Here is a 22631-nt window from a genome sequence, read left to right as displayed (position 1 = left end):
TCCGTCCGAACGTGTGGGGAAATGCGCATGATCGAGCTACGCCGCAACCGCGGCCGTCGCTCCCAGTAGATTCGAGACATGCCGGCGGACGACGGTCCCACCTCGACGAGCCAGAAGCCCCTGCTCGTGCTGAGCAAGATCACCGAGATCCTCGACGCGTTCTCACTCGCGCACCCGTCGCTCACGCTGGGCGAGATCCAGCACGCAACCGGCATCCCGACGTCCACGGTGCAGCGCCTGGTCACCAACATGGTGGCGCAGGGTCTGCTCGACCGCACCGGCGACCAGATCCGCATCGGCGTGCGGATGGCGTACTGGGCGGCCCCGGCCGTCAAGGGCGTCGACGTGCTCACGATCGTGAGCCCGGTCCTGCGCGAGCTGCGCGACGTCACCGGGGAGACGACCTGCCTCTTCCGGGAGGAGCAGGGCTTCCGCGTGTGCGTCGGCATGGCGGAGACGCGCCATGCCCTGCGCCGCGACATGTACGTGGGCAAGCTCCTCCCGCTGCACGCGGGATCGGCCGGGCGCGTGCTGCTCGCGTGGGACGACGAGCTCGCCGAGCGCATCCTGTCCCAGCCATTGGAGTCGATCACCGATACGACCGTCACCGACCCGGACCTGCTGCGCGAGCTGGTCGCGCAGACGCGCAAGGACGGCTACGCGATCACCACGGCCGAGCGCGAGGACGGCTCCTCCGGGCTGTCCGCCCCGGTCTTCGACTCGTCCACCGAGCTCGTCGGCGCGCTCGCGCTCAGCGGCCCGACCATCCGGATGCCGCGGTCCCGCTGCGAGGAGTGGGTCGACCTGCTGGTCGGGGAGGCCGAGAAGCTCACCCGCACGCTGGGCGGGCGCCCTCCCGGCTGATCGTCCACGGAAAAGCGGTGGCCCGGGACCGGGCGCCCTGCGCGGCCTTGGACCGGTTCGGCTCCCCGAGCTCGGCCAGCAGGTCGTCCCCCAGCCCGACGAGCCCGGCCAGGCGGGCGGGCGTGAGCCACCCGGGCCGCATGCCGAACACGAGGTCTTCCGTGGCGGTGTTGCCGCTCGCGCCGGGGGCGAAGGGGCAGCCACCCAGCCCGCCGAGGCAGCCGTCGACGACCTGCGCCCCCGCGGCCACCGCGGCGATGCTGTTGGCCACGCCCTGGCCCCAGGTGTCGTGCCCGTGGAACACGATCCGGCGGGGCGGGCTGTCCCGCCGGACGCGTCCGACCAGGTCTGCGACCTCGGCCGCGGCGGCCTGGCCGAGGGTGTCGCAGACGACGACGTCCTCGGCGCCCGCGGCCCGCGGGTCGTTCGCGATCGCGAGGACCCGTTCGGGCGGGACCGGCCCGTCGAACGGGCAGGTGAACGCGGTGGCGATGCACAGCTGGATGCGCCCGCCCGCCGCGCGGACCAGCTCGACGGCCGCCGGCATCGCGTCGAGGCTCGCCTCGGTGGAACGGCCGATGTTGGCGCGGTTGTGCGCGTCGGTGGCGGAGAAGCAGTACTGGACGTTGACGGCGCCCGCCGCGACCGCCCGTTCCACGTGCCGCGGCGTGGCCACCCAGATCCAGCAGCGGCCGAGCTCCTCGGGGGTCAGCGCGGCGACGACGTCGAGCGTGCCGGCCATCGGCGGCACGAGGTCGGGCCGCGCCATCGAGCCGATCTCCAGGCTCGGCACGCCGAGGCGCAGCAGCTCGCGGGCGATCTCGACCTTGCGGGCGGTGGGCAGCACCTTGCCGGTGAGCTGCAGCCCGTCCCGCAGGGTCACGTCCCGGAGCTCCACCCCGGTCACGGCCGTGCTCCGGAAGCCGCCACGATCTCCTCCTCGTCCATCCCGAGCAGGTCGGAGAGGACCTCCGCGGTGTGCTCGCCGAGGTCGGGGCCGAGGCTGCGCACCGGCAGCGACGCGTCGCCGATCACCGGGACGATCCCGGGGAACCCGATCTCGCGGGGCTGCCCGTCCCCGGTGTCGACCGGCAGGTACTGGATCATGTTGCGGGCCCGGTACTGCTCGTCCGCGACGATGTCGGCCGCGGTGTAGACGGGGCCGGCGGGCACCCCGGCCGCGTCGAGCACGGCGAGCGCCGCCGGGCGGTCGAGGCGGGCGGTCCAGGCACCGATCGCCTCGTCGAGCAGGTCGCGCTGGGCCCAGCGGCCGGCGTTGGAGGCCAGCGCGGGGTCCTCGGCGAGGTCGGGGCGGCCGATCGTGGTCGCCAGGCGTCGGAAGATCCCGTCCCCGTTGCCGGCGATGATCACGCTCGTGCCGTCGGCGCAGGGGTAGGAGTTGGACGGGGCGATCCCCTCCATGCGCCCGCCGGTACGGGTGCGCTGCACGCCGTACGCCAGGTGGTCGGGCACGAGGGACTCCATCACGGAGAGGACCGCCTCGTTGAGCGCGACGTCGACGACCCGCTCGGTGAGCGGGGTCGCCGTCCCGTTCGTCGAGCCGCGCCGGAACAGGCCCATCATGGCGCCGAACGCGGCGTAGAGGCCGGCGATCGAGTCGCCGATCGAGACGCCGACGCGCGACGGCGGCCGGTCCGGTTCGCCGACGAGCTCCCGCATCCCGCCGACCGCCTCGGCCACCGCGGCGAACCCGGGTCGCCCGGCCAGGGGGCCGGTCTGCCCGAAGGCCGAGATCCGCACGATCACCAGCTCGGGGTTGGCCGCGTCCAGCTCGCCGGGGCCCAGGCCCCACTTCTCGAGCGTCCCGGGGCGGAAGTTCTCCAGCAGGACGTCGCACCGGCGCGCGAGGTCGAGCACGACCGCGCGGCCCTCCGGCGTGCGCAGATCCAGCGTGACGGACTTCTTCCCGCGGTTCACCGTGCGGTAGAGCAGCGACGTCGTTCCCCCGTGCAGCCGCCAGTTGCGCAGCTCGTCCCCGGTGCCCGGCCGCTCGACCTTGATCACCTCGGCGCCGAAGTCCGCGAGCAACCTCCCGGCCGTCGGTGCGGCGATGTAGTTGCCGAGCTCGAGTACCCGCACACCCCGCAGGGGCAGGATCGGCGTCTCGTCCATTGCGTCCTCTCTCGCTGCGTCGGACGACCAGGCGTCAGACGACCAGGCTCAACGGCAGGATGAGCAGGATCGCGACCACCGACGCGACCGACACGCCCGTCGAGCACGTCTTGAGCGTGCCACGGGTCGTCTGGCCCATCAGCGACTGGAGCAGCCAGAACGTGTTGCTCGTGACGTGCACCGCGAACAGCGACCCGGCGCCCGCGGCGAGCGCGATGAGCACGGGGTCGAGGCCGATCGCGGGTGCCACCGGGGCGAGGATGCCGGCCGCGGTGATCGCCGAGATCGTCACCGAGCCGACGGCCACGTGCAGCGCGGCGGCGATCACCCACACCATCAGCAGCGGCGCCGCGGTCTGCGCGGTGAAGTACTGGCCGAGGATGTCGCCCAGCCCCGCCTTCTCGATCGTGGCGGCGAGCGACCCGCCCACGGCCGTGAGGATGAGGATCTGGCCGCTCTCGCGGAACCCGGCCGCGATGGCCTGCTCGATCCGCTTGCGACCCGCCGCGTACCGCCCGACGAGGCTGGTACCGACCATGCCCAGGAGCAGCGCGAACACCGGCTCCGACACGAAGTCCACGACGGGGTTCTGGAACTCGGCGATCTCGGTGATCGCGCCGATGCCGATGAGCAGGAGCGCCCCGAGGAGCGGCGCGAAGAGCACGATCAGTGCCACGTGCCGGCGCTCGGTGGCGGGATCCGGGACGACGGGATCCGAGATGACGTCGACGGCCACCGCGCCGTCCGGCTGCTCCGCCGGGGTCACCTGGGCGCGGGAGCTCCCGGCGGGCTCGACGCTGTCCTCGGCGGCCGGCTGGTCGATGCGACCCTCGTCCTTCGCCGGGTCCCACCACCCCTTCCGGAACAGGAAGGACATGATCGCGACCGCGATGATCACGGTGGGCACCACGAGGACCAGGCCGAAGAAAAGCATCTTGCCCAGCGGGACGCCGAGCAGGCCGGCCAGCGCCAGCGTGCCGACGCCGGGGACCATCAGCACGATCCCGCACTCCAGCCCGATCGCGAGGGCCGTCGCCATGCGGGCGAGGCCCAGGTTGCCGATCCTCGGGGCGAGGTTGCGCGCGAGCGGGGCGGAGATCACGAGCAGCACGTCGAGGTAGATCGACTGCAGCGTCGTCGCGATCGTGACCGACAGTGCGTAGGGCATCCGCTTGGGCCCGAACACCCGCAGGAGCGTCGCGACCAGGCGCTCGATCGCGCCGACCTCCTTCAGGATCGCGCCGGTCAGGACGCCGAAGGCGATCAGGAGCCCGACCTCGGCCATGATGTCGCCGAATCCGGTGGTGATCGACTCGACGGTGCCCTCGACGCCCAGGCCCGTACTGAGTCCCAGGTATGCCGAGCCCAGCACGAGCGCGACGACGGGGTTGAGCTTGAACCGGACGATCAGCAGGACCACCGCGAGCACGGCGACCCCGGTGTTGATCAGAACCACGGTGTCGGACAACGGCACGTTCCCCTCTGTGGGCGCTCGGCATCGAGCGGAGCGAGGTGTCGATGTCGGGCAGGTGCCGCCGCCCGACCAGGCCGCTCACAATATGAGCATGGATCCACCATGTGGGCAAGCTCGTGCGCACGTGGCCCGCGTCGCACCGGCTCCCCGGGCCGCGGCGGGCGTGACCGCCGCCGTGCCGCTGAAGGACACCGAGCAGGCCCTGACCGTCCTCGACCACGCCGTGCGGGACCTGGACCTGCGCGCGGTGAACCTGCCGCCGATCACCGCGGACGGGCCGATCGACGTCGCCCGCCTCGAGCCGTTCTACGCACGCGTCGCGGAGCTCGGGGTGCCCTTGATCATCCACCCCACGGACCTCGTCTTCGGCGCGATGCTGGCGGACTACGGCTTCGCGCTCCAGCGCACGATCGGGCGCCTGCTCGACTCCAGCGTCACGGTCCTGCGGCTGGTCTTCTCCGGCGTGCTGGACCGGTACCCCGAGCTGAAGATCATCCAGACGCACGGCGGGGGCCTGCTGCCCTACCAGGCCGGGCGGATCGACAAGAACGCGAGGCAGGAGAAGCTCGCGCTGGCGCCGAGCGAGTACCTCAAGCGGATCTTCGTCGACACCGTCACGCCGCAGGCACTGACCGTGCGGACGGCACTCGAGTTCTACGGGCCCGACAACGTCATCTACGGCACCGACCACCCCTGCTGGAGCCCGAAGGCCGCCGTCGACGTCCTCGACGAGGCCGGGTTGAGCGAGGAGCAGCACCACAAGATCCGATCCACCAACGTCGAGGCAGTTCTCGACCTGAGCCGAGGACGGCTGTATGACGGACCATTCGGATCTGGCGGATTCCGCCGAGCAGGGGCTGCGGTACTCGCGGGTGCGGGCGGCGATGGCCGAGCAGGGCCTGGACGTGCTGCTCGCGTACGGGCCGGGTTGGCGGCGGGAGAACATCCGCTACCTGTCCGATGCCCGCGTCAACGGCAGCGCCGCGCTGGTGTTGCTGCCGGCGGCCGGGGAGCCGGTGGCGTTGTCCACGCGGCCGGCGGACCTGGGGATGATCGCGGCCCGGGGGTGCGTGACCGACGTGGCCCGGCTCGACCTGGGCGGGGCGGTGTTGACCGAGCGGTTGCGTGATCCTGGCGCCGTCTCGTATCGGGATCGCGCTGCGGGAGTTGCTGCCCCGGGCCTTGGCGGACGCGGTCGCGGCGGGCGCGCCGGGCGTGGAGGTGGTGTCGGCGACCGGGTTGCTGGATGACGCGCGGATGGTCAAGAGCGACCCGCAGGGGTTGCGGCGTCGGTGCCGGTCGCGGCGGCCGAGCGGGTGTTGGGCGGGTTGCCGGCCGGTGCGGTCGGGTCGGCGGCGGTGGTGCACCAGGCGGATCTGTCCACCGGTGGTGACTACGCCGACCCGGGCGAGCCGCTGCCCGCGGGTGCGGTGGTCGTGGTCGCGGTGGAGGTGCTGTTCGGTGACGGCGGCCGCGTCGCCGTCACCGAGACGGTCCCGGTCTAGCTCCGGCCGCGGGGCGTCCAGTACCGCATGAGGACACGCAGGACGACCGAGATCTCGAACCGCGTGACCCCGGAATGCCGGCCGAGGTCGCGGGTCAGGAAGTCGGCGAGATCGTCCTCGTGGCGGAAGAGGCCGTGGTGGATCACGGATGAGGTGCCGGCGACGGTCGTGACGTACCGCGCGGACGGGTGCGCGCTGAGCGCGGTGGCGATCTCCTCCATGGACCCCGCCGAGGTGGCCAGGGAGATGACGGCCTCGAGCGGGTGGCCGAGCACCGCCGGTTCGATCTCCACCCGGGGTTGGACGAGCCCCCGGTCCAGGAGCGACTGGGTGAGCCGGTAGGCGGTGGACGCGCTCATCCCCAGCTCGCGGGCGATCTCCGCGGTGCTGGCCCGGCCGTTGCGCTGGAGCACCCGGGCGATCCCGCCCTCCTCGGCCGTGAGCCGGCTCGGACCGGCAGGTGGGGGGCCGTGGCGGTGCTCGCCGAGCGCGTCCTCCTGGTCGGCGCCGAGCCGGATCAGCCGCCAGCTCGACCCGGACCGGTACCTGCGCAGCCCGACCTCGGAATGGGTGCGTTCGACGCCGGGGATCGAGGGCAGCGTCGAGATGAGCAGCGCCGTGGCGTCGACCCGGCGGGACGGGTGCAGGATGCCGTACACGTCGGCACGGCCGGTGGTCGCCGCGACGAACTGCGCCTCGTCGAGCTCGGCCACGGCCTCGGCGACCGGACCGGTGCGCCCGGGGAGCGTGGAGATCCAGATGTGGTGGGGGGTGGCGTCCCCGGCGATCCACCACGGCACCTGCCCGACCACGCGCATGGCGTGCTGCTCGCGCAGCCTGCCCATCCGGCGGCTGATCGTCCCGGTGGACACCCCGAGCACGTCGGCGAGCACGCGCACGCCTGCGCGCGGCGCGATCTGCAGCGCCGCGACCAGGTCGAGGTCGCCCACCTCGAGTGTCTCGGTCACGTGCGTGTTTCTAGCACGAGGCCGTGATGCGGCGGATCAAGCTTGCAGAACGGCCAGGATTGACAGATTCACGCCATCGATATCTACTCCCTGGTCGTATCATCCCAAAGGAGGGACGCGCGGTTGACCTCGTCGCTGCTGATCCGCAACGCCCACGTGCTCGACGTCGACGCCGGTGACTACCGCCCGGCCGACCTGCGCTGCCTCGACGGCAAGGTCGTCGAGGTGGATGACCGGCTCGACGCCCCGCCCGACGTGCCGGTGCTGGACGTCCGCGGCGCCCACGTGCTGCCCGGGCTCGTCGACTGCCACGTGCACGTGAACGCGGTGAGCGGCAACCTCACCCAGGTGGCCGGCCTGCCGCCCAGCTACGTCACCGCCGGCGCGGTCCGGAACATGAGCGCGATGCTGGACCGCGGGTTCACCACGGTCCGCGACACCGGTGGGGCGGACTACGGCCTCGCCCGCGCGCAGGCGCACGGCTTGGTCCGCGGGCCGCGGCTGATCTTCGGTGGCAAGTCGCTGAGCCAGACCGGCGGGCACGGCGACAAGCGGGCCGTCGAGGTCAACGTGATCGACAACCACCCGTGCTGCGCCGGCACCGGCCAGGTCGCGGACGGGGTGGACGAGGTCCGCCGGGCCGCGCGCAACGAGCTGCGCCGCGGCGCCCACCACATCAAGGTGCACGCCTCCGGGGGTGTGTCCTCGCTCGGGGACCGGATCACCTCGACCCAGTACTCGATGGAGGAGCTGCGCGCCGCCGTCGAGGAGGCCGAAGCGGCCGAGCGGTACGTCACCGTGCACGCCTACCCGGCTCGCGCCATCAACCGGGCGCTCGAGGCGGGCGTGCGCTGCGTAGAGCACGGAAACCTGCTCGACGGGCGCACCATCGAGCTCCTCCTCGAGCGGGCGGCGTTCCTCGTCCCGACGCTGGTCACCTACGCCGCCCTGAAGCAGGAGGGCCGCGAGCACGGGCTGCCCCGGGAGAGCTGGGAGAAGATCGACGAGGTCATGACCGGTGGCCTCGGCGCGCTGGAGCGCGCGGCGCGGGCCGGGGTGCGGATCGCGTACGGCACCGACCTGCTCGGCGCGATGCAGCCCCGGCAGAACGAGGAGTTCCGCATCCGCGCCGAGGTCCAGGAGCCCATCGACGTCATCCGCTCCGCCACCAGCACCGCCGCCGAGCTCGTCGGCATGGTGGGGGAGATCGGCACCCTCGCGCCGGGAGCATGCGCCGACCTCGTCGTCCTCGCCGGCGATCCGCTCCAGGACATCGAGATGCTCGCCGACCCGGCGAACGTGCGCACGGTCGTGCAGGCGGGCGAGGTCGTCATGCGGTCGGAGCGCGCGTGAACCACGGGGTCATCCTCGGCGCCATCGGCGCCTACGTGATCGTCATGATCGGAGTGGGGGCGTGGGCGGCCCGGAAGGTCCGCAACAACCACGACTTCATGCTCGCCGGGCAGCGCCTCGGCCGCCTCGTCCTCACCGGCACGTTGCTGGCCACCTGGACCGGCGCCGGCACGATCATCGGCCGGGCGAGCTTCTCCTACACGTACGGCCCGCTGGCGAGCATCTTCTACAGCCTCGGTGCGCCGACCGGCATCCTCATCATGTACTTCTTCCTGGCCAAGCGGGTGCGCCAGTACGGGAAGTACACGGTGCCCGAGATCATGGAGACCCGCTACGGCCCCGCCGTGCGGCTGGTGACCGCGGTGGCGATCCTGCTGGCCTACACCGGGATCATGTCCGAGCAGGTCCGCGGGCTCGGTTACATCCTGCACCTCACCACCGGCTTCCCCGAGGAGATCGCCAAGCTCGTCGGGCTCGCCGTGATCGTGTTCCTCGCGTTCAGCGGTGGGCTGCTCTCCGTGGCCTACACGGATGCGATCAGCGCCCTGCTGATCACGATCGCGCTCGTCGGCGGCTTCATCTTCGTGCTCGTCGCGGTGGGCGGCTTCGGCGGGCTCGCCGAGAGCCTGCCGCCGGACCACATGACCTGGAGCGGCGGGCTCACCCCGATCCAGGTGGTCGGCTACATCCTGCCCACCCTGCTGCTGATCCTCGGCGACCAGAACATGTACCAGCGCTTCACCGCGGCGCAGACCCCGGACATCGCGAAGAAGTCCACCCTCGGGTTCCTCGCCGGTGACGTGCTGTTCTACGGGGCGGTGATCGTGCTCGCCTCCTGCGCCACGGTGCTGCTGCCCGGTATCGCGCCGGACACCGCCATCCTGCGGCTCGCCACCGACTCGCTGCCCGTCGCGCTCGGCGCCACGATGCTCATGGCCGGCACCGCGTTCATCATCACCACCGGCAACTCCTACCTGCTCTCCGCTGCGGGCAACCTCGTGCACGACATCCACCGCTCGCTGTCGCGGCGCGAGCCCGACGCCCGGCGGGAGCTGCTGCTCACCCGCCTCGCCATCGTCGGGCTCGGCGCGTTCGCCTACGCGATCGGTGAGTTCTTCCCGAGCGTGCTCGAGATCCAGGTCTTCTCGTACACGATGTACGGCGCTGTCGTCACCCCGTCACTGCTCGCCGTGTTCCTCTGGAAGCGCGCCACCGCAGCGGGCAGCATCGCCTCCATCGTCACCGGCATCGTGGCCACCGTCGGCTGGGAGTTCGTCCTCGACAAGCCGTTCGGCTGGAACAGCGTGCTCGTCTCCCTGCCGCTCGCGCTCGTCGCGCTCGTCGCCGTCAGCCTCGCGACGCCGCCACGACCCGACCGGGCACCGCGCAGCTCGCCGGCGGCTCAGCGCGATGCGTAGAGCGCGCTCTCGAAGTCCCCGTACAGCTTCCAGGCGTCCTCGGTGATGAACGGCAGCGAGTTGGTGTAGATCGAGGCGCAGACACCGGCGGTGCGGTCGACGAAGAAATGCGTGTTGAGCAGCCCCGCCCACGCCCCCGTGAAGGCCTTGCGGCGCCCGGGGACGTCCTGGGTGTTCAGCAGCAGGCCGTAGCCCCACTTCCACCCCGGACCGACCCGCAGCGCGTCGGTGGTCGGCGGGTCCGCGGTCGGGATCTCGGCCGGGAAGTCGAGGTCGCCGATCTGGTTGGAGAAGACCGCGTCGACCGTGTCGCCCGCGAGGATGCGCACGCCGTCGAGCTCACCGCCGCGGAGGAGGGCCTGCTCGAACCGGATGTAGTCCCGCGGGGTCGAGTAGAGCCCGTGCCCGCCCGCCCACCAGTCGGGGTTCTGGTTGAGCAGCTCCCCGGCCGATGCCCATGACCCGTCCGCACCCTTGAGGTGCAACGTCACGCAGTTCTCCAGGCGGGCCGCGTCCAGGCGGAACATCGTGTCGTCCATGCCGAGCGGCCCGGTGATCCCGTCCTTGATCACGACGTCCAGGGTCTGCCCCGCGACGGCCTCGACGACCTTGCCCAGCCAGTCGATGTTGATCCCGTACTCGAACCGCGCGCCCGGGTCGGCCACCATCGGGGCCCTGAACGCGTCGGCCGAACCCACGACCACGTTCGGGAGGCCGGTGACGTCCTGGTACCTGACCAGGTCGGCGTTCCAGAACCAGTAGCCCAGGCCCGCCGTGTGGGTGATCAGCTGCCGCACCGTGGCCCGGCCGCCCGCGGGGCGGAGCTTCGGCCGGTCGCCGTCGAACCCCTCCAGGACCTGGACGTCGGCGAACTCCGGGAGGTAGGCGTCGACCGGCGCCTCCATCTCGAGGTCACCGCGCTCGATCTGCTGCAGGGCAGCGGCGGTGCACACCATCTTGGTCATCGACATGATCCGGAACTGGGTCGAGGTCGTGACCCGGTCGCTGCTCTCGCCGACGACCCGCAGCCCCGCCCCACCTTCGTAGACGACCCCGTCGCGGTCCGCGGCGATCGCGGCCACATGCGGAACGGCACCCGCATCCACGGCGTCCTGCAGGACCCTGTCGATCGCGCTTCCGTCGATGGACGATCCCATCCTGACCTCCAAAGTGACGCGAGTCACTCTAGGCGCCCCGGGCCGTGACCGACCCCGAGAAGGTGGATCGGGCCTGCACAATCGGCTAGCTAACGGGCCTGGGCGCCGCTCGCTCGGCGGAGTTTCGCGCCGGCCGGGGCCGCGGGGTCCAGGGCCGGGCCGAGATGGGGCATGACCCGCTCGACGAACCCGGTGATGTGGGCGTGCAGGGCGGCGGCCGCTCCCTCGGCATCGCCGGCCCGGGCGGCGGCGAGGATGGCGCGGTGCTCTTCGGCCTCCACTCGCCATCCACCCGCGGAGCGCCAGCCCGAGATGCTGATCAGCGCGGCCTGGTCCTTCAGGCCGTCGAGGGTGGAAACGAGCAGCGGGTTGCCGCAGCCGACGTAGAGCGAGCCGTGGAACTCCCGGTTGGCGAGGCTCATCTCCACCGTGTCGCCTGCCTCGCCCGCCGCGACCGCCCGGTCGAGGGTCTCCGCCGCCTCCGCGAAGTCGACCTGCCCGGCCACCGCGCGCCGGACCGCCTCCGGCTCGAGCAGCAGCCTGAGGTCGTAGATCGCGGCGGCCGACCCCGGATCCAGCTGCCGCACGATCGCGCCCTTGTACCGGCTGAGCGAGACCAGGCCGGAACCCACCAGCGTCTTGAGCGCCTCGCGGACCGGGGTCTTGGACATCCCGAGCATCTCGGCGATGTCGGCCTCCACCAGCTGCTGGCCGGGGCGCAGGCGCCCGGTCAGGATGCCGCGCCGGACCACGGACAGCGCGCGGTCGGTGCGGTTGGCAAGGGGGTCCACCTCGGCGTCGGCGAGCGAGAGCCGGAACGCGGCGTTCGCGCCGGTCGGGCCGTCGTCCATCCAGTCCTCCTCGTTCATATACGGGATATCACTGTACGGGGGACGGTCGGCAACCGCGGTGCGCTCGGCAACCCGGTCCCGCTAGTGGCCCGTTCCGGCGCGCAGCAGCGCCTTGAGCCCCACGGTGGGATCGGCCAGCGCGGCCGCGCCGGGTGCCGCTCGCGCGGCGACGAGCATCTCGGCGAGCCGGATGTCCTTCGCGACGGCGTTCCCGGGGCCGATCGCAGCGGCCGAGAGCACGCGCCCCTCCGGCCCGAGACCGAACCGGACCTCGACCCCGTCGGGACGCCGCCGCACGGCCTCGCTCGTCGCGGCGTCCGGCAGGCCGGCGATCTGCAGCGTGAGGTCGTACTGATCGGACCAGAACCACGGCACCGCCGCGTACGGCTCGTCCGCCCCGAGCAGGTTGCGGGCCGCCACCGCGGCCTGGTCGTGGGCGTTGCGCCAGGCCTCCAACCGGATCCGGCGACCGCCGTAGAGCCGGTGCGGGAACGAGCAGCAGTCGCCCGCGGCGAAGATGTCGGGGTCCGAGGTCCGCAGCCGGTCGTCGACCCGCACCCCGTCGTCCACGACCAGGCCGGCCTTCTCCGCGAGTGACGTCTCCGGGAGCGCGCCGATGCCGACGACGACGGTGTCGCACTCCACGTGGTCCCCGCCGGTGAGCTCGACCTCGCCGGCAGCGAGCCGGACGACGCCGGTCCCGCACCGGACGTCGACCCCGGCGCGCCGATGCCGGGCCGCCACGACCTGCGCCACCTCGCCCGGAACGGCACGGCTCAGGAGCCGTGCGGCCAGCTCGACGACGGTGACCGCGCACCCACGCTCGACCGCGGCGGCCGCGAGCTCCAGTCCGATGAAGCCGCCCCCGATCACGCCGATCCGGGCGCCCGGCCGCAGCCGCTCGCGCAGGGCCAGCGCGTCGTCGAGGGACCGCAGGTGGTGCGCTCCGGCGCAGCCCGGGAGCCGCCGGGGAGTGGCGCCGGTGGCGAGCAGCATCCGTTCGTAGCCGATCCGCCTGCCGTCGGCGAGCACCAGCTCATGGCCGTCCCGATCGATGTCGGTCGCCGCCACCCCGGGGACGAGCTCGACGTCCGCGTCCCGCAGCCTCGCCGCGGCGCACGCCGGGACCGGTGGCCCGCCGGCCAGCACGGACTTCGACAGCGGCGGCCGCTCGTACGGGAACCCCGCCTCGGCGCCGACCAGCGTGATCGGGCCGGACCACCCGGCCGAACGGAGCTCGAAGACGGCCCGCGTACCGCACTCGCCGCCGCCCACGACGACGATCCCCGGTAGGGCGGTCATTCGAGTCCGATGTAGACGGTGTCGTCCTCGACCTTGACCGGGTAGGTGCGCAGGTCGACGAGGACCGGTGCGCCCGTGGCCCGCCCCGTGGTGTAGTCGAAGCGGCCGTTGTGCTTGGGGCACTCGATGACGCCGTCCATCACCAGGCCGTCGCAGAGCAGCTCCCGCTCGTGGGTGCAGTGCCCGTCGGTGGCGTAGAACTCGTCGTCCGGCGAGCGGTAGACGGCGTAGTCGTTGCCGCCGTGCCGGACGCCGACCAGGTCCTCCGGGTCGACGTCGTCCACCGCGCACGCCGGGATCCAGCGCGTCATGCGAGCACCGCCCGTCCGTCGTTGCGTGGGTGGAACGGCGCCGCGCCGTCCGGCAGCTCGCGGCGGACGTAGTGGGTCTGGTCCCGCATCTGCCGCAGGACCGCCGGGACGATCTCCTTGTAGGCGGCCCACAGCCCGGGGTAGGCCGGCGCCAGATCGTGCGCGATCTCCTCGTGCAGCTCGGGCAGGCGGTGGTAGGGGACCATCGGGAACATGTGGTGCTCCACGTGGTAGTTCATGTTCCAGTAGAGGAACCGGTTGATCCGGCACATCGTCACCGTCCGGGTGTTGAGCCGGTGGTCCAGCACGTTCTCGCCCATCCCGGCGTGCTGGGTCAGCCCGTACACCACGTGCATGAACGTGCCGTAGACCCGGGGTCCACCGATGAACACCAGCGGCAGGAGCGAGCCGGTGACGATGGCGGTGGCGATCGTGGCCGCGTAGATCGCCAGCCAGATCCGCGCCGTGCGGTAGACCTTGGAGCGCTCCTGCTCCGGGATGAACGTCGCCTCCTCGGCGCGCAGCCGGCCGGACGCGTGCACCGCCATGTCCCGCAGCGCGAACGGCACGTCGACGAGGCCGAAGAAGTTGGCCAGCAGCTTGGCCAGCCGGGCCGGGCGCATCACCGCGATCTCCGGATCGCGGCCCACGATCAGCGTGTCGGTGTGGTGCCGGGTGTGGCTCCACCGCCACACCGTCGGGTCGCGCATCATCATGAACGAGGCGATCTGGTACACCGTGCTCGCCATCCACGGCGTGCGGAAGGCGGTGCCGTGTCCGGCCTCGTGCCAGCGCGAGTCGCCGGCCGAGCCGTAGAGCACGCCGTACACCAGGAAGAACGGCGCGGCCCACCAACTGCCCCACAGCAGGCCGCCCGCGGTGCCGGCCACCGCCATGACGCCCAGCCAGATCGCGGTGTCGCGGACGGCCGGCCCGTCCGAGCGGCGCATCAGCTCCTTCATGCGCTTGCGCGGGACCTCGCTGCGGAACCAGTCGCTGGAGGCGAGACCCTCCGCGACGGCTCGTTCGCCCTCGGGTCCTGTGAGGTCGTAGGCCTCGAGACGTTCCCGGTTCACGCCGCGCTCCCTTGGTCGGTTGGACCGGTCCAATTCGGCATCAGCATGCGGACGGGGACGGCGTGTTGTCAATCCCCGCTCGCTGCGATCACGCGCGTAGGCTCGTCCGATCGTCGAAGCGGGAAGGAGCAGCGTGGCCGACTCCACGGGTGCGCGGCGACCCACGATCCGTACCGTCGCCGAACGCGCGGGGGTGTCGAAGTCACTGGTCTCCCTCGTCCTGCGGGACTCCCCGAAGGTGAGCCCGGTCAAGCGGGAGGCGGTGCTGCGGGCGGTTGCCGAGCTCGGCTACCGGACCAACGCCGTGGCCCGCAGCCTGGCCGAGCGCCGGACCCGGACGATCGGCGTCCTGCTCAACGACCTGCGCCAGCCGTGGTTCACCGAGATGCTCGACGGGCTCACCCCGGTGCTGCACGAGCACGGCCTGCACATCCTGCTCGGCGACGGGCGGCTCAACCGGCGCACCGACGAGTCGTTGACCCGTACCTTCCGGGAGCTCGGTGTCGACGGCCTGGTCCTCGCCGGCACCATGCCGCTCTCACCGGCGATCGAGGAGATCGCGGCCGAGGTGCCGACGGTCGCGGTCGGCAGCCGGGACCTGGCCGTCCACCGCGCCGACACGGTCGCCAACGACGACGCGATCGGAGGCAGGCTCGCCACCCGGCACCTCGTCGAGCTCGGGCACCGGAGCATCGCGCACATCGCCGATCCGGCCGGTCTCGTCCCGACGCTGCGCCGCGAGGGGTACGAGGAGGAGATGCGGGCCCACGGGCTCGGTGAGCACATCGCGATCGAGTACAGCGACCTCACCGAGGACGGCGGCTTCCGGGCCGCCGCGCGGCTGCTCGACCGGGCCGACCCGCCCACGGCGATCTTCGCCGTCAACGACCTGACCTGCCTCGGCGCGCTGTCGGCCGCCGGTGAGCGGGGTATCGAGGTGCCCGCGAGGCTGTCCCTCGTCGGCTACGACAACACGCATCTTGCCAAGCTGCGTTGCATCGGGTTGTCCAGTGTGGACGGTGCTGGTGACGAGGTCGGCCGGCAGGCCGCCGACCTGCTGCTCGCCCGCATCGAGAACCCCCGGCGCCCAGCCGAGCTCCGCCTGATCCCGCCGACGCTCGCGGTCCGCGGGACGAGTGCCCCGTTCGGGGAGAGCCGAACGGGGAACCGCTGATTTCTGCCATCATGGACCGCACGGTTCGGCTGAGACCGTTCACTGGTGATTCTGCAAGGGGGACAGGGATGCGAGCGGCCGGTATTGCGGCAGGTTCTGCGGTTGTGGCAGCAGGGCTGATCCTCGGATCGGGCACCGCGATCGCGGCCCCGAGCCCGGCGGTGCCCGTCGCCTCGACGGTGCCCTCGGGCGGCGGCACCGGCGGTGACGCATGTGCGCAGATGCCGGCCGGTATGCAGGACCTGCTCTGCCCGAGCGCGGATGGCGAGGACCAGGCCGCCTCCGACAGCGGCGGCGGTGCCGCGGCCGGTGGCTCCGGCGGCGGCTCGGCGCCCGCCGGTGGCACGACCGGTACCGCTGCGACGCCCGGTGCCTCGGGTTCGGGTGCGCCGGCTGCCGGTGGACCGGTCAGCAACTTCCTGACCTGGCTCGCCGGCCTGTTCCAGGGCGTCGGCCTCTGACCTCGGGGTCGTCCATCCAACGGACACAGGTGTTCCGTCGCGGATCACGGCCACGCACGATGGGCCCATGGCCGCGCTCAGCGACGAGTTCGACGTCCTCAAGTTCGTCCACACCTACGGGGTGGGTCTGCACTCGAACGACCCTGGTGCCGACGTCCACGATCCCCGCTGGCAACAGCGCCAGATCGACGAGTTCGTGGAATTCGCGGTGCTGGCCGAGGAGCTCGGCTTCGACGCGATCACCGTGACCGAGCACCACGCCCCGCTGATGACCTGCCCGTCCCCGCACCTCCTGCTGGCGGCCGCCGCCGTCCGGACCAGCCGGATCCGGCTGGGCACCGCGGTCACCGTCCTGCCGCTCTACCACCCGCTGCGGGTGGCCGAGGAGGCCGGGATGCTGGACCTGCTCAGCGGCGGCCGGTTCGAGCTCGGCCTCGGCCGCGGGATCCCCGGTGAGGCGCTGGTCGCCCTCGGTCGCGACCTGGGCGCCGACGATCTCAAGCGCGCCTGGACCGAGGGCCTGGAACTGCTGAACCTCGCGCTGACCGAGCGGGACCTGACGTTCGACGGCGAGTTCTTCCCGGTCACCCGCCCGACGACGATCGCGACCCGCCCACTCCAGGACCCGCTCCCCGTGTGGCTGGGCGGGGCGAGCGCGGAGACGATGGGGCTCGCCGCGCTGTACGGCTGGAACGTCATGCGCAACTTCGGCAGCGACCAGGAGCACCGGGACGCGCTCGAGCACTACGTCAAGGTCGCCGCGGACAACGGGTACGCCCGGTCGGGCGCGAACATGATGCTGGAGCGTTTCGTGGCCATCGGCACCACCGAGGACGAGGCGGAGCGCAACCTGGAGAACCTGGCCCGATCGTTCGGCCGGTTCGTCTCCCTCTACGAGGCCGGTGGCCGGCGGGCGGTCCCTGAGACCGACGGCGAGTTCCACGTCGACAGCGGGGCCACGCGGACGAACCGGCCCGCGATCGCAATCTCCGGTACCCCCGACCGAATCGTCGACACCCTCCAGCAGACCATCGACGCCACCGGCGCGCGCCGGCTGCTCGTCGAGACGTTCTCCCGCGAGGAGGCGCGCCTCTTCGCCCGGGAGGTGATGCCGGTCCTGAGGGAGCGCAACGCCACTGTGCGCCCGCCAGCAGGCACGTGACGGCGATCGAACACGACGTCGTCCTCGGGAGCCGCGACGAGAAGAGAAATTCGGATCCGTGCCCCTGCATCGCAATGTCGGGAACGGTGCACGGCGACAGATGATCGCTGCGACCTGGGGTTCCGCGCCCTTGGCAGGGCGGTCCGGCACATCTCGGACGGATCACGCACCGTTGATCGTTGCGAGACCTCGCTCGGCGCCGTTCCGGCGGCGATCACACGCACCCCGCATTGATCATGCCCAGAATTGCTCGGATCCTCGCCCGCAACGCGCGCACCCGCGTTCCGGCGGCACGCGGACAGCGTGGTCAACAGCGGGCGCCGGCCGCTCCGGTGCCACCACCCACCAGAACCCGACACGGCTGAGGAACCACCCGTGTCGGCTAGGAATCGCGCTTGGCCGACACCGGTGGAGTGGGCAGCCAGGCCTCGCCCGGCTCGACGACGAACGTGTACTCGAGGCTGTACCAGGGCTCGGCCACGCCGGGGTCCGGGGCCGGCTCGTTCTCGTGACGCACGTACGTGCCCACGAGGGCCTGCACGACGCCGAACTGGGCGTCGGTCTCCAGCATCGGGTCGTCGTGGCTGTAGAGCTGGGACGCGATCGTCTTGAAGCCCGGCTTGTAGATCAGCGCGTGTAGGTGCGCGGGTCGGAAGGGATGGCGCTGCAGCGCGGTCAGGAGCTCGCCGACCGGCCCGCCCATCGGTACCGGATAGCCGGACGGCTTGACGCTGCGGAAGGAGAACACGCCGTCCGTGTCGGTGTGGAACGTGCCGCGCAGGTTCCACTCGGCCTGCTCGGGGTCCTGGTTCTCGTACAGGCCACTCGGTGCGGCGTGCCAGACGTCGACCTCCGCGCCGGCGACGGCGGCGCCGCCGGTGTCGACGACGCGGCCGGTGAAGAACAGGGGCGGCCCGGGGGTGGGGGAGCGGACGATCGAGTCGCCGTTCGTCATCGTCGGGCTGCCCTTGCGCCAGAACGGGCCGAGCAGGTTCGCCGAGGTCGGCTTGTCGTCGGTGCCGTTGTTCATCAAGGACACCAGCGTCGACAGGCCCAGCGACCCCGCCATCAGCCGGACCTCGTTGTGGCTCGGCGTGGTGAGTTGGCCGAGCCTGGTCACGGTGGTGATGGCCGCGTCGAACTCGGCCTCGGTCAGCCGTACCTCGCGGGCGAAGTCGTGCAGGTGGCGCACCAGCGCCTGGATGATCTCCCGGAAGCGCGGGTCGCCCGCCTTCTCCGTCTCCGCGAGCACCGCGGCCGTGAGCTGGTGCTCGTCCCGGATGATCATGTCAGCTTCCCGTTCATCGAGATGAGTGTGCCAGCACACCGCCGCTGCCCCGCTGGTCAGTCGAGGCAGAACTCGTTGCCCTCGGGGTCGGCCATCACGATGTGCCCGGCGCCGAGCGGGGGTTCGGGCTCGTGGCGCTGGAGCCGGGTGGCGCCGTGGGCGGCGAGCCGGTCGGCCTCCGCCTCCAGGGCCGCCATCCGCGCGTCTCCGTGGATCCCCGGGGCGGCCCGCACGTCGAGGTGCACGCGGTTCTTGGCCTGCTTGCCCTCGGGTACGCGCTGGAAGAACAGCCGTGGCCCCGAGCCGTCCGGGTCGATCGCCGCCGAGGCGTCGTTGCGGTGCTCGGGCGGCACGCCGAACGCGTCCAGGGCCTGCTCCCACGAGTCGAAACCCTCGGGCGGGTCCTGCATCCGGTAGCCGAGGGCCTCGGCCCAGAACGCGGCCAGTCCGGCCGGGTCGGCGCAGTCGAACGTGAACTGGACATCGCGGGCCATGTCAGCTCGCCTCCCCGCGGGTGTGCAGGTACAGGTCGCGGAGCACGCAGACCTCGGACATGTGGTGGATCGTCTCGCGGTGGATGTGCAGCACCAGCGCCGCCATCGGCAGTTCGGCGTACGCGCCCTCCGCCTCCCCGCACGGGCGGGCGAGGCCTTCCTCGCCGAGGGACTCGACCCCGGCCATCCACGTGGCGTACTCCGCGTCGAGCTGGGCCAGCGCCTCGTCCGCCGTGGCGGCGTACTCGAACGACTCGTAGTCGATGGGCGGGCGGCCGAAGTGCGAGGCGTTGCGCAGGGCGAACACGCCGACGATCACGTGCCCGAGCCGCCAGGAGATCGTGGTGAACGGCGGCGGGTCGGGCACCGGGAACGCGAAGTCGATGGTCATCGCGCCCGACCCGGCCTGCACCGGTGCGGTACCGGTGCCGCGTGGGCGCACGTTCCAGCAGCCGGGCGCCGGTTCCCAGGAGTACTCGTCGTCGGTGAGGCCGTGGAGTCGGTCGCGCAGCTGGTGGGTCCAGTGCCAGGACAGCTGGTCCCGGAGCAGGGAGTTCCAGGTCTGATCGGTCATGCGGTCAGCGTGCCGCAGATAGCGGACAGGATCGTTCCGTGATTCGTGGAACGATGAACATGTGACCGTCGAGGCGACCACCGAACGGGTGCTGAGATTGCTGGCCCTGCTGCAACGGCGGCCATCCTGGACGGCCGCCGAGCTCGCCGCCGCGCTGGGGGTCACCGACCGCTCCGTGCGTCGCGACGTGGAGCGGCTGCGCGCGCTCGGCTACCCCGTCCACGCCACCGCGGGCGTCGGTGGCGGCTACACGCTCGGCGCGGGCACCCGGCTGCCGCCGCTGCTCCTCGACGACGAGGAGGCGATCGCGACGGCGGTGTCCCTGCGCCTGGCGTCGGGCGGCACGGTCGCCGGTGCGGGCGAGGCAGCGTTGCGGGCGTTCGCGAAGCTCGACCAGGTGATGCCGCCCCGGCTGCGCGCCGAGGTCCGGGCGGTGCACGGCGCCACCGACACCCTCGTCGGGCCGGGGGTCGAGATCGACGCGGAGCTGTTGGTGACGCTCGCGCGGGCCTGCCGGGACGCGGTGCGGGTCCGCTTCCGGTACGCCGGCCGCGACCGGGGTGAGCACGAGCGCACGGTCGAACCCGTGCGGATGGTCGCGACCGGGCGCCGCTGGTACCTGATGGCCTGGGACGTCGATCGGGCCGACTGGCGCACCTTCCGGCTGGACCGGATGCGCGAGGCGGTGGCGACGACCTGGCGGTTCCGGCCGAGGGAGCATCCGGACCCGGTCGCGTACGTGCAGCGGTCCGTGACCGAGGCGCCGTACCGGTATGCCGCCCGCGTGCGGCTGCGCGCCCGGGCCGACCGGGTCCGGGAGCTCGTGCCGCCTCAAGTGGGGCGCGTGGAGGACGAGCGCGACGGGTGGTGCGTGCTCGTCGCAGGAGGGGACGAGCTGGACTGGCTCGCCGTGCACATCGCCCGGCTGGGCTTCGAGGCGGAGGTGCTCGACCCTCCGGAGCTGCGGGAGGCGGCCGCCGCCCTCGCCGGCCGCGTGGCGGCGATGGCCCGAGCACCGCGCTAGCCCGAGGAGAGCATCGCCTCCTCGGCGTCGTGGGCGTAGATTCAGCCGTTGGCCACCAGCGGGTCCGCGCCGGCCAGCGACGCATCCCGGGCCCGCTGTTCGGGACCGTCCGGCAGGTGGTTGACGTGCGCCCTGGCGTGGCTGACCTCCTGCAGCCGCGTCGTGCGCCCGATGCGGAGCGACTCGTACCGCCGCAGCGCGGGTCCGGGAGACCGCGGATCCGCTGCCAGGCAGCGGGCCAGGACGGCGGCATCCTCGATCGACTGCGCGGCGCCCTGGGCGAAGAACGGGAACATCGGGTGCGCGGCGTCGCCGAGGAGGGTGACCGGACCTCTGCTCCAGCGTCCGAGCGGCGCGCGGTCGAGCAGGGCCCACCGGCCCGGCGTGCCCGCGCCCACGATCAGCTCCCGCAGGCGCGGGTCCCACCCGGCGAACTCGGCGAGGAACTCCTCCACGGTCGCGGTGGCGCTCCACGACTCGACCCTGTAGTCGCCGGCCGGGGCGAAGGCGACGAGGTTGACCGCGGTCCCGCCGGAGACGGGGTAGTGCACCAGGTGGTGGCCCGGACCGATCCAGAGCGTCTGGGCGCGCCGGCGGGCGAACCCGGGTGCACGGTCGGCCGGCACGAGGCCCCGGAAGGCGCAGATGCCCGAGTAGCTCGCGGGCGCCGGCTCGGTGATCGCGCCGCGTACCGCGGAGTGCACGCCGTCGGCGCCGATCACGACGTCGGCGTCGGCGGAGGTCCCGTCGGCGAACGTCAGCAGCGCGGCATCTCCTTGCACCGTGACGGAGGTGCAGCGCTTCCCCAACCGGAGCGCGCCCCGCGGGACGGCGGCGGCGATCGCCTCGGCGAGGTCGGCCCGGTGGACGGCGTAGGTGCGCTCGCCGTACAGCCGTTCGCACGAGCCGGCGAGGATCTCCGCGGACAGCACCTGCCCGTCCGCCCAGCGGCGGAACTCCCACCCGACGTCCAGCGGGACGGCCCGGCCGCGCAGCCGGTCCATGGCGCCGAGCCGGCGCAGCAGCCGCACCGCGTTGGGCGCCAGCACCAGCCCGGCGCCGACCTGCTTCAGCTCCGCGGCCTGCTCGTAGACGACGCTCCGCAGGCCCGCACGGTGCAGGAAGGCGGCGGTGGCGAGCCCGCCGATCCCGCCGCCGACAACGGCCACCCGCGGTCCGATCACGGGGCAATCGTCGCGGGACGAGGACCCACCGCGGAACCGCGTGTTCATTGGATGGGCAGGAACCGGCGATAACGTGGCGCCATGCCGCGGACCAGTGAACCGGGTCGCAGCGTCAGCTCCCGGCTGCTGGAGGTCCTCTTCGCGTTCCGGCCGGAGCACTCGCGGCTCACCCTCGCCGCGCTCGCCCGGCGGACCGGGCTGCCCCAGGCCACGGTGCGCAGGCTCGCCTTCGAGCTCGTGGCCGCCGGGGCGCTGGACCGGGCGCCCGACGGGACGCTCACGGTCGGTACCCGGCTGTGGCGGCTGGGGTCGCTGGCGCCCCTGACGGAGCCGCTGCGGTCCGTCGCGCTGCCGTTCATGGAGGACCTGCACACCGCGCTGCAACAGCACGTGCAGCTCGCGGTCCTGGAGGGACGCGAGGCCGTCATCGTGGAGCGGCTGTCGACGCCGAAGGCGGTGGGCCTCGTGTCGCAGGTCGGTGGGGTACTGCCGCTCCACTGCTCGGCGGTGGGCAAGGTGCTGCTCGCCCACGGCAACGCTGCGTTGTTCGACGCGCTGGCCGAGCGCGGGCTCGAAGGGTTCACGCCGCGGACGGTCACCGACCCCGCTCGGCTTCGCCGCGAACTCGCCGACTGCCGGCGAACGGGGACGGCGATCGTGCGCGAGGAGCTGACCCGGGGTGGCGACTCGGTCGCGGCGCGGATCGTGGACGCCGAGGGCCGGGTCGTCGCCGCGCTGTCCGTCGTCGTCCGGTCCGGGTCGGTGTCCCTGACCGCGGCCGTCCCGTCGGTCGTCACCAGCGGCCTCGGGATCTCCCGGCGCCTCGGCCGGGTCCCCGACGTCGGCGTCCGCTGGTAG

General features: G+C 72.5%; 23 protein-coding genes and 1 pseudogene. 11 read left to right on the top strand and 13 right to left on the bottom strand.

All coding sequences use genetic code 11. The features are described 5' to 3' along the window. Positions 1-78: 78 nt before the first annotated feature. Positions 79-864 (top strand): IclR family transcriptional regulator, encoded by a 786-nt coding sequence (locus ACU436_RS02845; protein WP_459021272.1) that lies wholly within the window; start codon positions 79-81, stop codon positions 862-864. Here the strand turns inward: ACU436_RS02845 and ACU436_RS02840 are convergent. From ACU436_RS02840 to ACU436_RS02830, 3 genes are read right to left on the bottom strand one after another with little or no spacing between them, the layout of a single operon-like run. Beyond that, the gene (locus ACU436_RS02840) at positions 830-1771 is read right to left on the bottom strand and encodes a beta/alpha barrel domain-containing protein (protein ID WP_459021270.1); all 942 of its coding nucleotides are present in this window, start codon (positions 1769-1771) and stop codon (positions 830-832) included. The genes ACU436_RS02845 and ACU436_RS02840 overlap by 35 nt on opposite strands. Continuing rightward, positions 1768-2997, bottom strand: a complete 1230-nt coding sequence (locus ACU436_RS02835; RefSeq protein WP_459021268.1) for a CaiB/BaiF CoA transferase family protein — start codon at positions 2995-2997, stop codon at positions 1768-1770. The genes ACU436_RS02840 and ACU436_RS02835 overlap by 4 nt, the downstream gene beginning before the upstream one ends. Positions 2998-3031: 34 nt before the next feature. Further along, complete coding sequence (locus ACU436_RS02830; RefSeq protein ID WP_459022599.1) at positions 3032-4465, bottom strand: GntP family permease; 1434 nt, start codon at positions 4463-4465, stop codon at positions 3032-3034. A 91-nt stretch (positions 4466-4556) separates the two neighbouring features. On the opposite strand from ACU436_RS02830, the pseudogene ACU436_RS02825 reads away from it, so the two are divergent. From ACU436_RS02825 to ACU436_RS02815, 3 genes and pseudogenes are all read left to right on the top strand, one after another. Then, a pseudogene (locus tag ACU436_RS02825) lies at positions 4557-5255 on the top strand (amidohydrolase family protein); the annotation flags it as partial. 31 nt (positions 5256-5286) lie between these two features. Continuing rightward, a complete protein-coding gene (locus tag ACU436_RS02820; protein ID WP_459022597.1) occupies positions 5287-5721 on the top strand; it encodes an aminopeptidase P family N-terminal domain-containing protein in 435 nt (144 codons plus the stop codon). Between the two features lie 42 nt (positions 5722-5763). Further along, positions 5764-5976 (top strand): hypothetical protein, encoded by a 213-nt coding sequence (locus ACU436_RS02815; RefSeq protein ID WP_459021266.1) that lies wholly within the window; start codon positions 5764-5766, stop codon positions 5974-5976. On the opposite strand, the gene ACU436_RS02810 is transcribed toward ACU436_RS02815, so the two are convergent. Then, on the bottom strand, positions 5973-6944 hold the full coding sequence (locus tag ACU436_RS02810) for an Lrp/AsnC family transcriptional regulator (RefSeq protein WP_459021264.1): 972 nt from the start codon (positions 6942-6944) through the stop codon (positions 5973-5975). The two genes, ACU436_RS02815 and ACU436_RS02810, sit on opposite strands and share 4 nt — an antisense overlap. A 123-nt stretch (positions 6945-7067) precedes the next feature. Between ACU436_RS02810 and ACU436_RS02805 the strand changes: the two genes are divergently transcribed. Together ACU436_RS02805 and ACU436_RS02800 are read left to right on the top strand one after the other, a co-directional pair. Then, positions 7068-8297, top strand: coding sequence for a metal-dependent hydrolase family protein (locus tag ACU436_RS02805; protein ID WP_459021262.1), 1230 nt, complete (start codon positions 7068-7070; stop codon positions 8295-8297). After that, the gene (locus ACU436_RS02800; protein WP_459021260.1) at positions 8294-9715 is read left to right on the top strand and encodes a sodium:solute symporter family protein; all 1422 of its coding nucleotides are present in this window, start codon (positions 8294-8296) and stop codon (positions 9713-9715) included. The genes ACU436_RS02805 and ACU436_RS02800 overlap by 4 nt, the downstream gene beginning before the upstream one ends. On the opposite strand, the gene ACU436_RS02795 is transcribed toward ACU436_RS02800, so the two are convergent. The 5 genes from ACU436_RS02795 to ACU436_RS02775 all read right to left on the bottom strand — a co-directional run bounded on the left by ACU436_RS02795 (position 9700) and on the right by ACU436_RS02775 (position 14412). Further along, on the bottom strand, positions 9700-10872 hold the full coding sequence (locus ACU436_RS02795; RefSeq protein ID WP_459021258.1) for a serine hydrolase domain-containing protein: 1173 nt from the start codon (positions 10870-10872) through the stop codon (positions 9700-9702). The genes ACU436_RS02800 and ACU436_RS02795 overlap by 16 nt on opposite strands. 89 nt (positions 10873-10961) lie before the next feature. After that, a complete protein-coding gene (locus tag ACU436_RS02790) occupies positions 10962-11723 on the bottom strand; it encodes a GntR family transcriptional regulator (RefSeq protein WP_459021256.1) in 762 nt (253 codons plus the stop codon). 81 nt (positions 11724-11804) lie between these two features. After that, the gene (locus ACU436_RS02785; RefSeq protein WP_459021254.1) at positions 11805-13025 is read right to left on the bottom strand and encodes an NAD(P)/FAD-dependent oxidoreductase; all 1221 of its coding nucleotides are present in this window, start codon (positions 13023-13025) and stop codon (positions 11805-11807) included. After that, positions 13022-13336, bottom strand: coding sequence for a MocE family 2Fe-2S type ferredoxin (locus ACU436_RS02780; RefSeq protein WP_459021252.1), 315 nt, complete (start codon positions 13334-13336; stop codon positions 13022-13024). The genes ACU436_RS02785 and ACU436_RS02780 overlap by 4 nt, the downstream gene beginning before the upstream one ends. After that, positions 13333-14412, bottom strand: coding sequence for a fatty acid desaturase family protein (locus ACU436_RS02775; protein ID WP_459021250.1), 1080 nt, complete (start codon positions 14410-14412; stop codon positions 13333-13335). The genes ACU436_RS02780 and ACU436_RS02775 overlap by 4 nt, the downstream gene beginning before the upstream one ends. Before the next feature lie 133 nt (positions 14413-14545). On the opposite strand from ACU436_RS02775, the gene ACU436_RS02770 reads away from it, so the two are divergent. The 3 genes from ACU436_RS02770 (at position 14546) to ACU436_RS02760 (ending at position 17209) form a co-directional block, all read left to right on the top strand. Then, positions 14546-15586 carry a LacI family DNA-binding transcriptional regulator gene (locus ACU436_RS02770; RefSeq protein ID WP_459021248.1) on the top strand — a complete coding sequence of 347 codons (1041 nt, stop codon included), beginning with the start codon at positions 14546-14548 and terminating at the stop codon, positions 15584-15586. 104 nt (positions 15587-15690) lie between these two features. Next, positions 15691-16047 carry a hypothetical protein gene (locus ACU436_RS02765; RefSeq protein WP_459021247.1) on the top strand — a complete coding sequence of 119 codons (357 nt, stop codon included), beginning with the start codon at positions 15691-15693 and terminating at the stop codon, positions 16045-16047. A gap of 67 nt (positions 16048-16114) precedes the next feature. After that, a complete protein-coding gene (locus ACU436_RS02760; protein ID WP_459021245.1) occupies positions 16115-17209 on the top strand; it encodes an LLM class flavin-dependent oxidoreductase in 1095 nt (364 codons plus the stop codon). A gap of 382 nt (positions 17210-17591) precedes the next feature. Here ACU436_RS02760 and ACU436_RS02755 read toward each other — a convergent pair whose 3' ends face one another. The 3 genes from ACU436_RS02755 to ACU436_RS02745 are packed head-to-tail and all read right to left on the bottom strand — an operon-like array spanning position 17592 to position 19565. Then, entirely contained in the window at positions 17592-18497 is a 906-nt protein-coding gene (locus tag ACU436_RS02755; protein WP_459021243.1) for a dioxygenase family protein, read from the bottom strand. Positions 18498-18553: 56 nt separating this feature from the next. Next, complete coding sequence (locus tag ACU436_RS02750) at positions 18554-18991, bottom strand: VOC family protein (RefSeq protein ID WP_459021241.1); 438 nt, start codon at positions 18989-18991, stop codon at positions 18554-18556. 1 nt (position 18992) lies between these two features. Then, positions 18993-19565, bottom strand: coding sequence for a DinB family protein (locus tag ACU436_RS02745; RefSeq protein WP_459021239.1), 573 nt, complete (start codon positions 19563-19565; stop codon positions 18993-18995). A gap of 61 nt (positions 19566-19626) precedes the next feature. On the opposite strand from ACU436_RS02745, the gene ACU436_RS02740 reads away from it, so the two are divergent. Continuing rightward, positions 19627-20589 (top strand): helix-turn-helix transcriptional regulator, encoded by a 963-nt coding sequence (locus tag ACU436_RS02740; RefSeq protein ID WP_459021237.1) that lies wholly within the window; start codon positions 19627-19629, stop codon positions 20587-20589. A gap of 41 nt (positions 20590-20630) precedes the next feature. On the opposite strand, the gene ACU436_RS02735 is transcribed toward ACU436_RS02740, so the two are convergent. Then, positions 20631-21773 (bottom strand): FAD-dependent monooxygenase, encoded by a 1143-nt coding sequence (locus ACU436_RS02735; RefSeq protein ID WP_459021235.1) that lies wholly within the window; start codon positions 21771-21773, stop codon positions 20631-20633. Between the two features lie 81 nt (positions 21774-21854). Between ACU436_RS02735 and ACU436_RS02730 the strand changes: the two genes are divergently transcribed. Next, entirely contained in the window at positions 21855-22631 is a 777-nt protein-coding gene (locus ACU436_RS02730; protein ID WP_459021233.1) for an IclR family transcriptional regulator, read from the top strand.

The organism is Pseudonocardia wallangbongensis (assembly GCF_054486945.1).
Note: the sequence above shows the minus strand (reverse complement) of the source record. Positions and strands in the feature narration are given on the sequence as shown.